The 15,005-nt window shown below is 56.0% G+C and carries 9 protein-coding genes; 6 read left to right on the top strand and 3 right to left on the bottom strand.

The features are described from left to right. Positions 1-237 precede the first annotated feature (237 nt). The gene (locus tag ACFOWX_RS03425) at positions 238-618 is read left to right on the top strand and encodes a hypothetical protein (protein WP_381421327.1); all 381 of its coding nucleotides are present in this window, start codon (positions 238-240) and stop codon (positions 616-618) included. Between the two features lie 202 nt (positions 619-820). On the opposite strand, the gene ACFOWX_RS03420 is transcribed toward ACFOWX_RS03425, so the two are convergent. Together ACFOWX_RS03420 and ACFOWX_RS03415 are read right to left on the bottom strand one after the other, a co-directional pair. After that, positions 821-2,923: a protein-disulfide reductase DsbD family protein gene (locus ACFOWX_RS03420; RefSeq protein ID WP_381421325.1), complete on the bottom strand. Its 2,103-nt coding sequence runs from the start codon at positions 2,921-2,923 to the stop codon at positions 821-823. Between the two features lie 145 nt (positions 2,924-3,068). Further along, on the bottom strand, positions 3,069-4,139 hold the full coding sequence (locus ACFOWX_RS03415) for a LacI family DNA-binding transcriptional regulator (protein WP_381421323.1): 1,071 nt from the start codon (positions 4,137-4,139) through the stop codon (positions 3,069-3,071). A gap of 152 nt (positions 4,140-4,291) precedes the next feature. On the opposite strand from ACFOWX_RS03415, the gene ACFOWX_RS03410 reads away from it, so the two are divergent. Then, a complete protein-coding gene (locus ACFOWX_RS03410) occupies positions 4,292-6,694 on the top strand; it encodes a glycoside hydrolase family 3 N-terminal domain-containing protein (protein ID WP_381421321.1) in 2,403 nt (800 codons plus the stop codon). Positions 6,695-6,789: 95 nt separating this feature from the next. Here ACFOWX_RS03410 and ACFOWX_RS03405 read toward each other — a convergent pair whose 3' ends face one another. After that, entirely contained in the window at positions 6,790-8,196 is a 1,407-nt protein-coding gene (locus ACFOWX_RS03405; RefSeq protein WP_381421319.1) for a sugar porter family MFS transporter, read from the bottom strand. A 158-nt stretch (positions 8,197-8,354) separates the two neighbouring features. Here ACFOWX_RS03405 and ACFOWX_RS03400 point away from each other — a divergent pair, with 158 nt between their 5' ends. The 4 genes from ACFOWX_RS03400 to ACFOWX_RS03385 all read left to right on the top strand — a co-directional run bounded on the left by ACFOWX_RS03400 (position 8,355) and on the right by ACFOWX_RS03385 (position 14,990). Beyond that, on the top strand, positions 8,355-9,206 hold the full coding sequence (locus ACFOWX_RS03400; protein WP_381421317.1) for an aldose 1-epimerase: 852 nt from the start codon (positions 8,355-8,357) through the stop codon (positions 9,204-9,206). Further along, positions 9,206-10,621, top strand: a complete 1,416-nt coding sequence (gene xylB / locus ACFOWX_RS03395) for a xylulokinase (RefSeq protein WP_381421315.1) — start codon at positions 9,206-9,208, stop codon at positions 10,619-10,621. Before ACFOWX_RS03400 ends, xylB begins: the two co-directional genes overlap by 1 nt. A 15-nt stretch (positions 10,622-10,636) precedes the next feature. Further along, complete coding sequence (gene xylA / locus ACFOWX_RS03390; protein ID WP_381421313.1) at positions 10,637-11,956, top strand: xylose isomerase; 1,320 nt, start codon at positions 10,637-10,639, stop codon at positions 11,954-11,956. A 121-nt stretch (positions 11,957-12,077) separates the two neighbouring features. Continuing rightward, positions 12,078-14,990, top strand: a complete 2,913-nt coding sequence (locus tag ACFOWX_RS03385; protein WP_381421311.1) for a valine--tRNA ligase — start codon at positions 12,078-12,080, stop codon at positions 14,988-14,990. The last annotated feature ends 15 nt before the right edge of the window (positions 14,991-15,005 follow it).

The following is a 15,005-nucleotide window of genomic DNA, read 5'->3' as shown; positions in this document are numbered from 1 at the left end:
ATGAATTAAAGGTCATTTTGTTCCATGATATGACAAGCATGTCATAGTTTTTCCCGAAATTGCTGCACTGCACAATTATTCCGCGCATAATTTCAGTGCGTTACGCTATGATACGACGTTTTACACGTTGTTCACTTTACTGTCAGATACACTCCTGTATAACCATTTCCATAATAAGAGTGACGCAAAATAAGCAGTCACTGTTGCGACATAAAATTACCAACTATGGAGCGGGATATGAACAGCTCGGCCAGCGGTTCGCTTTCGAGCGTGCCGAACGGGCGCATCATTGACTTTGAAACGGCCGAACTCAGAAAGGTTCCTTTTCAGGATAGCCTTTATCTGTGGGTGCGCGGGGAACTGCCCGCAGGCGATTTCGAAGTCAAACTTGCTCCTCGATTTTATCACGACCAGCCCGATTATTGGGGCATTGAAGTGGCGGTCGTAACTGTACCGGAGCCCGCGAACGATCAAGAAGATGTCGACGCAAACCCCGGTTTCCAATCGCTCGTGTTCGAGCGGTCGGTTCCCTTGACCGGGATCACTGGCACTCGGGGGATTGCCGTGATTGGGGCAAATCTGGTCAAGCGGATCGAAATTTCCGGCGAGTCCTTTTAGGGTCGCAACTTGCCGGTGAATGGGGCGGGGGCAGATCACGGCATTGATAACAATGTCGCACCTCAACTTGGTCTGTCCCCGTTTTCCCGCCCGTTGGCACATTATTCTTCGGCAAGACGTTTAGGGTCGCAACTTGCCGAACCTTGGGAAGCAGAAGCAGGCGCTGGGGTAAGATCCGGCATAACGCATCGTGCCGCTTCGATTAAAGGCTTGTTTCTGTTTCCTTTTTTTCGGCCAAGTTAGCTAACATATCTACTGTCAAAATTTGCGGTAAAATCTGAGCCTCCCCGCCCCTTGGAAAATAGAGATAGAGCGGTACGCCCGGCCGGTTATATTGCGACAGCGTCCGGGCAATTTCCGCATCGCCGCGCGTAAAATCGCCGACCAAAACTTTGATCCCGGCTTTTTTGAAGGCCCGCGCCGTCTCCGCGCGATCAATCGACGATGCCTCATTCACCTTACACGTCACGCACCAATCGGCGGTGAAATAGACAAAAACCAGATCGCCATTTTGCCGGTATTGCGCCAACCGCTGCGCGCTGTAGTCTTCAGCTGCCAAGATATTGTCGGCGCCTTGCTGCACCGCCGGGACCGGTTCAGCGGGCAGCGCCACAAAAGCACCCCCCGTGCATAGCATTACGCCCGCCGCCATTGCAGCCATAATGCCCCGGCCATTACCCGTCCGCCGATATTGCATCCGGCCATAAAACAGCAGGATCACGGTCAATAGAACCGCCGCGCTCAGCCCAATGAACAGACCATTTTGCCCAGACAGCCGCCACAAGAGCCACGCCAAAGCCGCAGCGGTCAACGCCATGGGCACGCCCATCCACATCCTGAATTTTTGCAGCCATGGTCCCGGCCGGGGAAGCATGGCCCGCGCCTTGGGAACGTAGGCAATCGCCAGATAAGGCAATGCGAGCCCGAGGCCCAGCCCAGCAAATAATGTCAATGCTTGCGGCACCGGCAGCAGCAATGCCGCGCCAAGGGCCGCCGCCATGAACGGGCCAGTGCACGGCGTTGCCACCAATGCCGCCAATATGCCGGTCCAAAAGCTTCCAGCCACACCCGATTGCCCGGCCAAGCCGCTGCCCGCGCCGATACTGCCCAGTTCAAATCCGCCAAATAGGTTGACGGTAATGGCCGTCATCATCAGCAGGAGCAGCAACACCACGCGGGGCTCCTGCAACTGAAAGGCCCAGCCTATCTGCTCGCCGCCTGCCCGTAACGCGAGCATCACGGCGCCAAGAGCAAGGCAGACCAAAATCACGCCGGCACTATAGGCAAGCGCATCGCGCTTTGCCGACGCCGCGTCGCCGCCCATTTTGGCCAGCGACAATGCCTTTAACCCCAATATCGGGAAAACGCAGGGCATCAGGTTCAATAACAATCCGCCGAGCAATGCCAGTCCCAATATCACCAGGAAATTTTCTGGCGCTTTGCCGCTCGCCGCTTGGTCATCCAAAATCGGCGTGCCTCCGGTTGGAATCGCGCCGTTTTGTAATGTTACAATGACCCCGCGCCCTTCACCGTAACGCAAGACGCCGTTCACGTCGCCGCCGCCAAAGCTGGCGATATTATAGCTGTCCACGCCGGTGCGGATAATCACCATATCGCCGTTGCGCCGGGCCTTCTGCGCCGCGCTATAGGCGAATAGCTTTTCGGTTTTTGGGAAAAAATAAGGGGCGCCAATATCGGCATCCGCCGGAAAGGGCACGGCAATTTCAATCATCTTTCCGTCGATACGATACCTGCCCTTCTGATCCAACGGCACCGGTAAAGCCGCGCGATAGCCGTCAAACCGGCTGCGCCGATCCGCGCTGATCCGTCCATCTCCAACGGTCAGGTTGACCGACAGATCATCGCCCTCCGGCACGCATACACGGTCATCACAGGCGAGCCAGTTCGCGCGCACCTTTACGGCAATCCTTGTTCCCATTGGCACCGACGGATCGATTTTCAAATTGGCGAGCAGCGCATAGGGTTTTTCATAAACATAATTCATCAACCCCGCGATGATCAGTGTCTTTGGCACGGGATAGCGCAGCGGCTGAGCCGTGACGCCTGGGGGCAAGTCCCACTGCAGATTCATGCCTACACCTGCATCGCCGCCATTTTCCCAATAGCCATGCCATTTGGGTTTTGGCCGCATCACAAAGGCCAACGTCACCTCGCCGCCCGGCGCGGGAGTCATCGTTTCGGCTTCCAATGTAGCAGGGACGTTAAGCGGCGCCCCGGGCAATTGCGCCTGAACCGCCATCCACGGCGTTATGAGCAAAAGCAAAAATAGAAAAAGGCGGGTCATATAACTGATATTCGCTCGCCGTCCTGATTCGGTGACACTGGCGAAAGTTGCCAACCCCAAGGGGCCCAGAATTCTTACAGGGTTTCGTGCCGGAAGATATGTCATCACTTGAGCCGACTACAATATCTGCCCCCTTGTAGGACAGCTATTTTTGCCTTTTCAACTTCGCGGTAGAGGCCCGTTTGACCAATTTAACCGCCATTTCGGTTTCGCCGCGCGGCCAGCCGTTAATTTTGGAATAGCTTTTCAGGCCGGTGACCAACTGCTCCACCGCTTCTGCTGCCATATCCGAAATAGGTTGGTGCATCGTGGTCAGCTCTGGCCAAATCGATTTGGCGAAATCCGAATCATCAAAGCCGCATACCGACACGTCATCTGGGACATTCAGGTTGATGCGGTGCAGCGCGGTAATCGCCCCTGCCCCCATATCATCATTGGCCGCAAATATTGCTGTCGGCGGATGCGGTAACGCCATTAATTTTTCCGCCGCAACCATGCCGGACCGAAAAGTGAAGGCACCAGCTTCAATAAGCGACGGATCAATTTCGATCCCGGCTGCATTCAGCGCATCGCCATATCCTGCGCGCCTTTCGCTACTGGCCTTTTGCCCTTCTGGGCCTTCGATCATGGCAATATGGCGATGTCCCAGTGACAATAGATATTCGGTTATCCGGCGAGCGGCCGAACGATCATCAATATAGACAACCGACATTTCGCCTTCAGGATTCCAATTGGCAACCACCGCAAACGGATGTTTATTCTTCATCAAATGGCGCAGCAATTTTTCGTCATCGGACAAGGGCGGCGTTAATATGACCCCTTCCACACCCGACGCGAACAGCCCGTCTATCGCCTTTTTCGCATCGCGCCCCGAGCCACAATCTTCAACAACCAATTGCGCGTGCAAGTTACGCGCCCGTTCGAGGCTGCCAAATAAAACCCGACTGAGATAAGCGGCGCTAGGGTTTTGATAGATCAGTGCGATCCGCCTTTCGCGCCCGCCCGCCAAGGAACGCGCCGCAGCATTGGGGCTATAGCCCATTTCGGCGATAACTTTTTGAATATGCTCGCGGGTCGCTGCTTTCACATTACTGTCGGCATTAATCACCCGCGACACCGTCATGGGCGAAAAGCCGGCTTCGCGCGCGACATCATCGATCGTCAGCCGGCCGTGACGCGGCCCGCCCTGCTGTTTTAAGGTGCGACGTTTGCGCAAGTTAGACCCTTCCCCATTATGCCCCCGAATATGGCATTTGATAACCGCATACCTTTGGCGCATTCCTGTGCATAGCATTGCCAGCGCTACCCGATTGACGCAACATTGATATTTTGATAGCGCTACCACAAATAGCAATTGGGAGAGAGAATATGATACATCGTCAATGGAAATACGCCTTGTCGGCTGCGGTCTGTGCGCTGTCGGTGCCGTCTGCTGTTTCTGCGCAGGACATTATGGCGGCCCAGAACAGTACCGCCGCAGCGCCGCTGTATAAGGACGCGAGCGCGCCCGTGGAAGCGCGGGTGGAGGATTTGCTGGCCCGGATGACTTTGGAAGAAAAAGTCACTCAGATGATGACCATCTGGCAGCAAAAGCCCGATATCATGGATGAGCAAGGCGAATTTGCACCGGAAAAATTCGCGAAGTTATTCCCCAATGGCATTGGCCAGTTTACCCGCCCCAGCGACGATAAAGGTCCGGCGTCACCATTGGCGTCAAAATGGCGCGACGAAGAGGGCACGGTCCGCCTGATCAATGCGGTGCAAAAATATGCGACCGAAAAAACCCGGCTGGGCATACCTGTGTTGATGCATGAAGAGGGCCTGCACGGCTATGCCGCTGTGAACGCGACCAGCTTTCCTCAAGCGATTGCGATGGCCTCGTCCTGGGACCCGGCCATGGTGCAGGAGATCAATAATGTGATTGCCCGCGAAATTCGGGTGCGCGGGTCCAGTCTGGTTTTATCACCTGTGGTCGATGTGGCCCGTGACCCGCGGTGGGGCCGGTTCGAAGAAACTTTTGGAGAAGACCCCTATTTGGTCAGCGAAATGGGCGTTGCTGCGGTCAATGGATTGCAAGGCGTTGGCACCAAGGGGAAGTTGCCCGATGGGAAAGTATTTGCGACGCTGAAACATATGACCGGCCATGGCCAACCCGAAAGCGGCACCAACGTGGGCCCCGCCAATATCTCGGAACGCGTGCTGCGCGAATATTTCTTCCCGCCTTTTGAACAAGTGGTGAAACGCACCCATGTTGAAGCAGTCATGGCGTCCTATAATGAAATTGACGGGGTTCCAAGCCATGCCAACAGATGGCTGCTCCATGATGTGCTGCGCGGTGAATGGGGATTTGAGGGCATGGTCGTAAGCGACTATTTTGCCATCGACGAAATGATTAGCCGCCACAAAATTGCCGCAACGAAGGAAGAAGCCGCCATGCTCGCGCTGAATGCCGGTGTGGATACGGATTTGCCCAATGGTGCGTCTTATGAAACACTGGTGAAGCTGGTGCGCGAAGGTAAGGTGAAAGAGGCCGACGTCGATATGGCGGTGCGGCGGATGCTGACATTGAAATTCAACGCTGGCCTGTTTGAAAATCCCTATGGCGACGCCGCCAAGGCCAAGGCGCTAACCAATAATGCCGAAGCGGTTACATTGGCCCGGACATCGGCGGAACGGTCGGTCGTGCTGCTGAAAAATGACGGCACGTTGCCACTGAAGCTTAACGGAAAAGCCGGGCAAAAACCAACGATCGCTGTCATCGGACCCAGCGCCAATATTGCACGGCTGGGCGGTTATCTCGGCATTCCGCGCAATAAAGTGTCGCTGCTTGACGGCATGAAGGCAGCGGTGGGCGATAAAGCGAATATCGTTTTTGCCCAAGGTGTGAAGATCACCGAAAGCGATGATTGGTATGAAGATAAAGTCACCCTGATACCGCGCGAAGACAATTTGAAAATGATTGCCGAAGCTGTGGAAAAGGCCAAGGACGCGGATCAGATTATCCTGACACTGGGCGATACCGAGCAAACCAGCCGTGAAGGTTGGGCGGAAAATCATTTGGGCGACCGCGACAGTTTGGAATTGGTCGGCGAACAACAAGAGCTGTTTGATGCGCTCAAAGCATTGGGCAAGCCGATCACGGTCGTGCTGGTCAATGGCCGTCCGCCCGCGATCGAAAAAATCGCCAATGAAGCGAATGCGATACTGGAAAGCTGGTATCTGGGTGAACAAGGCGGCAATGCCCTCGCCAATATCCTGCTCGGCAAAGTCAATCCCGGCGGCAAATTGCCGGTTACTTTCCCGCGCAATGTAGGGCAGCTACCATTCTTCTATAACCACAAACCAACGGCACGGCGCGGATATGTGCTGGCCGACAAATCGCCGCTCTATCCGTTTGGGTTCGGGCTCAGCTATACTAGCTTTACCATTTCAAAACCGACATTATCAGCCAGCAGCATTGGAACGGACGGCAATGTCACCGTGACCGTATCGGTAAAAAATACCGGCGCGGTTGCCGGTGACGAAGTGGTGCAGCTGTATATCCGTGACAAATTCAGCTCTGTGACCCGGTCGGTCAAAGATTTGAAAGCATTTAAACGCATCACCGTGCAGCCGGGCACAGTCCAGAATGTCAGCTTCAAATTGGGACCAGAGGCGTTTCAAATGTGGGATATCAATATGAAGCGCGTGGTCGAACCGGGTGAATTTGATATCATGGTCGGCAACAGCTCCGAAAGCTTTGAAACCGCAACGCTGACCATCACGGGATAACACGCCGCCGGTTTATCCGGCACAGCACCGGTCATAAAAAAGCCCGTAGGTCAAATGACTTACGGGCTTTTTCTATATCCTATATGGCAGGAAGCTTATCCTTCCATATCCTCCAATTCACGGCCCTTGGTTTCATATACCAGCTTCGCCACGAACAGCACCGATATCAGCGCGCTGATGGCGTAAAAACCATAGGCTCCCATAAGGCCAATGGAGGTGAGCATAATCGGGAATGTCATAGTGATACCAAAGTTGGCAACCCATTGGGCAAAGCCGCTGACCGCAAGGCCCGATCCGCGAATCTGGTTGGGGAACATTTCGCCAAGCATGACCCACATAACTGGCCCCCAGCTTAGGTTGAACAAAGCCGCATAGGCATTGGCGGCAATAAGCGCGACCAGACCGGCATTATCCGACAGCACCAGCTTTTCGCCGTCAAAACTGCCGGTGGAAAATGCGATCGCCATTGCGCCCAATGTAATCGTCATCCCGATCGAGCCGATCATCAGCAATGGCTTGCGTCCGATTTTGTCGATAACCAATATGGCAATCAAGCAAGCCGCTATCGACAAAGTGCCGCTGAGCACATTGATCGCCAGCGCGTCATTTTCGCTGAAGCCGACCGCTTGCCACAGAACCGCACCATAATAGAAAACGACATTGATCCCAACCAGCTGCTGAAAAACTGCGAGGCCGATGCCGACCCACACAATTTTGCGGACGCCGCCAGTGGGCGTCAACAGGTCGGACAGCCGCGGTTGGTGGTCGCTGGCCAACGATGCTTCAATCGCCGCGACCTTACGCTCTGCCTCTGCTGCGCCAAACAGGCGAGTCAGAACCTGCTGGGCTTTATCATGCTGTTTTTTCAAAACCAGATAGCGCGGGCTTTCCGGGATGAATAGCAAGGCCACGAAAAACAGAGCCGCCGGTGCCATTTCAATCCAGAACATCCACCGCCAGGCTTCATATCCCCACATGAATTTCGCGGTCGAAGATCCTGCAATTCCGGCCAACAGATAGTTGGATAAAAAAGCCGCCGTCAAACCGATGATGATCATGATCTGCTGTATGCTCGATAAACGGCCGCGCATATGGGCAGGGGTTACCTCGCTGACATAAACCGGCGCGAGCACGCTGGCAGCGCCAACGGCAAAGCCGCCAATGACACGGTAAATGATGAATTCGGTGGATGACACCGCGATGCCCGATCCCCAGGCGCTAATCAGGAAAAAAACCGCCGACGCAAGCAGGATCATACGCCGTCCAAATTGATCCGCCAAACGCCCAGCGGCAAATGCACCCACGGCGCAGCCAAGCAACATCGACGCAACGTTAAAACCCGTGCCGATGCTATCTGAATTAAAAGCAATTTTCAGGCCATCGACAGTGCCGTTAATAACGCCGCTGTCAAAGCCGAATAAGAAACCGCCAATCGTCGCCACTCCGACGATCAGGGTGATGAAGGCGAAGTTGGTTTCGCCTCCTATTTGCTGATCCTGCATATTATTCTCTCCCAAATTTACGCTCCCGAAACCGCCAAATGGATAATTATGGTAGCGCTACCGTATTTTGTTTGACTTCCCCTTTGTAGCGAGTCAATGCTTTTGTGACAAAGCTGTTTTGGGGGCAGTTTCGTGTATATCATACGAGGGAGGATATTTTGGGCTTAGCGTTGGACAAAGACGATGTTTGCCTGCAGCTTTTGCCCGAGCGCGGCGGCGGCATTGGCCGCTTTACTTGGCGCGGTCATGACATTTTCCGGCCCGCAGATAACGGCTCTGACCCCCTTAAACTCTCCAATTTTCCGCTCATTCCCTATTGCAACCGGATTGCCCACGGCCGCTTTACAGCGAACGGCCAAGATGTGACTTTGCCGATGACTCATGAAGCCGCCGACGGCGAGCATAGCCTGCACGGATTGGGATGGATCACCCCTTGGCACATATCGGCATCGGATGAAACGTCGGCGGCGCTGATGCAAAGCCATGATGGCAGCATCTGGCCATGGGCCTATGACGCCGAACAGCATTTTGAGCTGACCGATAATGGCTATATCCACCGAATCGCGATAACCAACCGGGCGCAGAGCAAAATGCCTTATGGTCTCGGCCTGCACCCCTATTTCCCGCGCGGCGGCGCCCATTTGTCGATGCCGGTTGCAGGCCGGTGGAATAACGGCGCGGACCGTTTGCCGGATGGCTATGAAAGCTATGATGCCCAGCCAGACTGGTTTGACGGCAGCTTCATTGACCATTGTTATGCGCGCAGCGGGGGCGGCGATATCGTCATCACTGCGCCTGCATGGCGGCTGACGATGAAAACAGACGGGCTGAATCAATTTGCGCATGTTTATTTGCCGCAGGGCGAGGATTATTTCTGTGTCGAGCCGGTCAGCCATATTCCCGATGCGGTGAATAGCGACCTGCCAGAGGAAAACAGTGGCCAATGCTGGCTGATGCCCGGCGAGCGCGCAGAGCGACAAGTTGAATTTATTGTGCAGGAGCCGGAATAATGTGGTTGGGAATTGATATTGGCACATCAGGTGTCAAAACGATCATCATGGCGGATGACGGCGCGGTTGTGGCGGAAAAAACCGTTGCCCTGCCCATTTCGCGTCCGCAGCCATTATGGTCGGAACAAAATCCCGAAGATTGGTGGAATGCGGTGCAGGAATCGATCCTTGCCCTGCCCGCCGATTTACGCGGTCAACTGCGCGGTGCCGGCCTGTCGGGGCAAATGCATGGTGCGGTCTTGCTCGGCGAAGCTGACGCCGTGCTGCGTCCCGCCATATTGTGGAATGACGGACGCAGCGCGCCGCAATGTGCGCTATTGGATGCCGCCGCCCGCGAGCATACCGGCAACCTCGCCATGCCGGGCTTTACCGCGCCGAAACTGGCATGGGTGCGGGACAATGAGCCTGATATTTTTGCGCAGGTCAAAATGGTCCTGCTGCCCAAAGATTATATCCGTCTGTGCATGACCGGTGAAAAATTGTCCGATATGTCGGATGCTGCGGGATCGCTGTGGCTGGATGTCGGCAAACGCACATGGTCCGCCGAAATGCTGGCCGCCACGGGCCTCACCGAAGCGCAAATGCCCGGCCTGATCGAAGGAAGCGAGTCGGGCGGCGTGTTGTTACCCGCCATTGCCGAAAGCCTTGGCCTACCTGTGATACCGGTTGCAGGCGGCGGCGGGGACCAAGCGGCGGGCGCGGTTGGCGCAGGCGTCATCAATGCCAAGGATGCATTTTTAAGTCTGGGCACATCGGGCGTGATCTTTGCCTCGGGCGATGGATTCCGGCCCGACCCGGCAAACGGCGTCCATGCATTTTGCCATGCCCTACCCGGCCGCTGGCACGTCATGTCGGTGATGCTGTCCGCCGCGGCCTGCCTCGATTGGGCGGCAAAGCTGGCGGGCTTTACCGATGTTCCGGCGGCGCTTGCGGCGGCTGAACAACGGGGCCACCGTGATGATACCCCGATATTCCTCCCCTATTTGTCGGGGGAGCGCACGCCGCATAATGACCCCAATGCGCTGGGCGTCTTTTTCGGGCTGAACCATGATACCGACGGCGCGGCTTTGATCGCTTCGGTGCTGGAAGGCGTGGCTTTTGGGCTGCGCGACGGGCTTGATGCGCTCGCGCTGGATCTTGATGAACTGTCGGTGATTGGCGGCGGATCGCGTTCATCTTGGTGGGCGCAGATATTGGCCGACAGCATTGGCCTGCCACTTGTCTACCGCGACGGCGCGGCGCTTGGCCCGGCCTATGGCGCGGCGCGGCTGGCACAGCTTTGCGTCGGCGGCGGCAGCGCAGAGGAAATTTGCACTAAGCCAGCTGAACTCGCCCGTTATCACCCGCAGCGCGATTGCAGCGAACGGCTCCACAAATTCCGCAGCTTATACAGCACGCTGCGCCCATTATTTTGAGACATGAAGGAAGGATTGAACATGAGTTATTTCAAAGACGTAGAGAAAATTAAATTTGAAGGCACCAGCAGCAATAATCCGCTGGCCTACCGCTATTATGATGCCGATCAAATGGTGCTCGGCAAATCGATGCGCGATCATTTGCGCTGGGCGGTATGCTATTGGCACAGCTTTGCTTGGCCAGGGAATGACATTTTCGGCGCGGGCACATTTGAACGTCCATGGCATCCCGGCGAGCTGGTTACCCCAGAATTGGCGCAGATAAAGCTCGACAATGCCTTTGACTTTTTCACCAAATTGGGCGCGCCTTTTTACTGCTTCCATGATGTCGACGCGATGGCCGCGCATAACACGCCCGCCGAGTATAGCCGCGAGCTGGAGGCGATTGCGACGAAGATGGAAGGCAAGATTGCCGAAACCGGCGTGCAGCTTTTGTGGGGCACCGCCAATCTTTTCAGCCACCCGCGCTATGCCGCCGGCGGGGCGACCAATCCCAATCCCGAAATTTTTGCCTGGGCCGCACATCAGGTGCGTTCGATGCTGGAAGTCACGCATCAACTGGGCGGGGCGAACTATGTCCTGTGGGGCGGCCGTGAAGGCTATGACACTATATTAAACACCAATTTGAGTCAGGAAATGGATCAGCTCGGCCGCTTTCTGAATATGGTTGTCGAACATAAACATAAAATCGGATTTGATGGCACGATCCTGATTGAGCCCAAACCGCATGAACCGACCAAGCATCAATATGACCGCGACACTGCCACGGTTTATGGCTTCCTGAAACATTACGGCCTGGAAAAAGAGATCAAGGTCAATATCGAAGCAAACCACGCGACATTGGCGGGCAACAGCTTTGAACATGAAGTCGCAGTTGCCAACGCTTATGGCATTATGGGTTCGATCGATATTAACCGGGGCGATCCGCAAAATGGCTGGGACACCGACCAATTCCCCAATAGCGTGCCAGAATTAACGCTCGTCATCTATCACCTGCTGAAAGGCGGCGGTTTTACCACAGGCGGATTTAACTTTGACGCCAAAGTGCGCCGTCAATCCATCGATCCGCAGGATATGTTCTATGCCCATGTTGGCGGCGTTGACGTGCTTGCCAAAGGCCTGCTGGCCGCCGCTGCGATCATCGAAGACGGCACGCTCGATGGCTTTGTCGAACAACGCTATGCCGGTTGGAAAGAGGCATTTGGCCAAGACATATTGTCCGGCAAATCGGACCTTGCCAGCGTTGCCGATTATGCCTTGAACGGCAATATCAGCCCGAAACAAGTTTCCGGGCGTCAGGAAATGCTGGAAAATCTGATCAACAAATTTGCTTGATCGCATATCTCCCGCGCGGTGTTTTCGGCCTTTAGCAGGCGGCACCGCGTGGGATTATCGCCCCATTTTTTCCGCAAACTGCGGCTTCCCCTTGGCGGCTCTTCACGTTATGGCCCTGCCCATGACAAAAGCTTCTATCGACAAAAATTTTGACCCCGCCGCAATTGAAACCAAATGGTATAGCCATTGGGAAGATCGCGGCCTGTTCCGTCCCGAACGCCCCGATGCCGCGCCCTACACCATCGTCAACCCGCCGCCCAATGTAACGGGGTCGCTGCATATCGGCCATGCGCTCGACAATACGCTGCAGGACCTGATGATCCGATATGAACGGCTGCGCGGTAAGGATGCGCTATGGGTTGTAGGCACCGACCATGCGGGCATCGCGACGCAGATGGTGGTCGAACGCCAGATGGAGGCCGCCGGTGACAAGCGGACCAATTATGACCGCGACGGCTTCATCGAAAAAGTATGGCAATGGAAAGAGGAAAGCGGCGGCACTATTACGCGGCAGCTGCGCCGTTTGGGCTGCTCGATGGATTGGTCGCGCGAGCAGTTCACCATGGACCCGCATTTTTCGAAGGCGGTGATCAAGGTCTTTGTCGATTTGTATAATGAAGGCCTGATCTACCGCGACAAGCGGCTGGTGAATTGGGACCCGAAGCTGAAAACCGCGATTTCCGATCTTGAGGTGGAAACGCAGGAGGTCAGGGGCAGCTTTTGGCATTTCAAATATCCGCTCGCCGCCGATGAAAATGGTAACGGCGTCACCTTAGATAATGGGCAGGATTATATTGAGGTCGCCACCACGCGGCCCGAAACGATGCTCGCCGATATGGCGGTCGCGGTGAATGCCGAGGACCCGCGCTATCAAAGCGTCATTGGCAAGCATGTCATCCTGCCCATCACCGGCCGCCGTGTGCCGATTATCGCCGATGAACATGCCGATCCGGAATTGGGCAGCGGCGCGGTGAAGATCACGCCGGGGCATGATTTCAACGATTTTGAGGTTGGCAAGCGCGCGGGCTTTGCGCCCGGCGATATGCTCAATATGCTCGATGCCGAGGGGAATGTCTGCCAGACGGCAGACGGGCTTGTGCCAGATGAATATATCGGCCTGCACCGCTTCCGCCGCGACAAGGTAGACGGCGCGCGTGAGCTGGTCGTGCAGCGGTTGAAGGAGCAAGGCTACCTGATCCCGCATATCACCAAGAACAAAGATGGCGAAAACGAAGCGCATGACGCCGAACCGCGCACCATCGCCACGCCCTTTGGCGACCGCGGCGGCGTGGTGATCGAACCGTGGCTCACCGACCAATGGTATGTGAAGGCCGACGTGCTGGCCCAGCCCGCGATTGAGGCAGTGAAGTCCGGCGCGATTGAGATTGTCCCCAAAAGCTGGGCAAAAACCTATTTCAACTGGATGGAAAATATCCAGCCCTGGTGCGTGTCGCGCCAGCTATGGTGGGGGCATAGGATACCGGCTTGGTATGATGCGGATGGCAATTTCTATGTCGCCGAGGATCAAGCTGCGGCGCAGCTGTTGGCGGGTGATGCGGTTGAACTCACGCAGGACTCTGATGTTCTCGACACATGGTTCTCTAGCGCCCTGTGGCCTTTTGGCACGCTGGGTTGGCCGGAGGAAAATCTCTCTCCCCTTCAGGGGAGAGAAGGGAGCAGCGTAGCTGCGGAAAGAGAGGGGGCTTCTAACGCCAGCGCTGCTCTTGTGGACACTCCCCCCACCCCCAGCCCCTCCCGCAAGCGGGAGGGGAGCGAGACTTACGACGCCGCAGGCGAAGTTAGTGGCAGCGGGGTGGGCACGCCCTCGCTGCTTTCCAAACATTACCCTAACGATCTGCTGATCAGCGGTTTTGACATCCTGTTTTTCTGGGATGCGCGGATGGCGATGCAGGGTATTCATTTCATGAAGGATGTGCCGTGGCGCAAGCTGTATCTCCACGGGCTGGTCCGCGCCGCCGATGGTCAGAAAATGTCGAAGTCCAAGGGCAATGTTGTCGATCCGCTAGGTCTGATTGACCAATATGGCGCCGATGCGCTGCGCTTTTTCATGGCCGCGATGGAGAGCCAAGGGCGCGACATTAAAATGGATGACAAGCGGGTCGAAGGATACCGCAATTTCGCGACTAAGCTTTGGAATGCAGCGCGTTTTGCGCATGGCAATGGCATTGGTGGATCGGACACGCTGGCCGCGCCGCCCGCGACGCTCGCGGTTAACCGATGGATCATAGGCGAGGTTGCGGAATGTCAGGCCGCGCTCGACAAGGCGCTCGCCGATTTGCGTTTTGATGCGGCGGCAAATGCGATTTACCATTTTGTCTGGGACAATTTCTGCGATTGGTATCTGGAGCTGATTAAGCCGGTTATGCAGGGCGACAATGTGGACCATGCCGATGAAACCCGCCGCGTGGCCGGGTGGGTGCTTGACCAGATACTCGTCATGCTACACCCGTTTATGCCCTTCATCACCGAAGAGTTGTGGCACGCTCTGGGCGAACGAAACTATGATCTGATTGTCGCCAAATGGCCTGCGCCGCGTGCTGCGGTCTGTGCCGGGGCGAAGGCCGAGATTGACTGGATCATCGCCTTCACCAGCGCGATGCGTAGCGCGAAGAATGAGCTGGGCATTTCGCCGGGGGCAAAGCTCGATTGCTGGTTCCCTGCCGCGATGGAAAGCAAGGTGGCTGCGCTGTCCGCAACGCTCGAACGGGTCGCCCGCATGGGCAGCGCTAGCTTTGGCGAGGCCCCCGCAGGCGCGTCGATGCAGCTGGTGGTGGACGGCGAAACGATCACCGTGCCGCTGGAAGGCATTATCGATATTGCGGCGGAAAAAGCGCGGCTGACCAAGGCGATGGAGGCGGCGGATAAGGAAGCCAAATCTTTGGCAGGCCGCCTGTCGAATGCCAATTTCGTTGAACGCGCAAAGCCCGAAGCGGTAGAGAAAGCCCGCGCCGATCTGACCGAAAAATCCGCAGAAGCCGAAAGGCTACAGGCCGCCTTGGGGCGGCTGGGGTAAAAATGATAACTCCGC

The organism is Sphingorhabdus arenilitoris, assembly GCF_042651485.1.
Classification (GTDB): domain Bacteria; phylum Pseudomonadota; class Alphaproteobacteria; order Sphingomonadales; family Sphingomonadaceae; genus Sphingorhabdus_B; species Sphingorhabdus_B arenilitoris.
Note: the sequence above shows the minus strand (reverse complement) of the source record. Positions and strands in the feature narration are given on the sequence as shown.

Bases quoted from the DNA above. Each gene is read 5' to 3' on its own strand.
- ACFOWX_RS03425 (WP_381421327.1), top strand. From the start codon at position 238: ATGAACAGCTCGGCCAGCGGTTCGCTTTCGAGCGTGCCGAACGGGCGC.
- ACFOWX_RS03420 (WP_381421325.1), bottom strand. From the start codon at position 2,923: ATGACCCGCCTTTTTCTATTTTTGCTTTTGCTCATAACGCCGTGGATG.
- ACFOWX_RS03410 (WP_381421321.1), top strand. From the start codon at position 4,292: ATGATACATCGTCAATGGAAATACGCCTTGTCGGCTGCGGTCTGTGCG.
- ACFOWX_RS03405 (WP_381421319.1), bottom strand. From the start codon at position 8,196: ATGCAGGATCAGCAAATAGGAGGCGAAACCAACTTCGCCTTCATCACC.
- xylB (WP_381421315.1), top strand. From the start codon at position 9,206: ATGTGGTTGGGAATTGATATTGGCACATCAGGTGTCAAAACGATCATC.
- ACFOWX_RS03385 (WP_381421311.1), top strand. From the start codon at position 12,078: ATGACAAAAGCTTCTATCGACAAAAATTTTGACCCCGCCGCAATTGAA.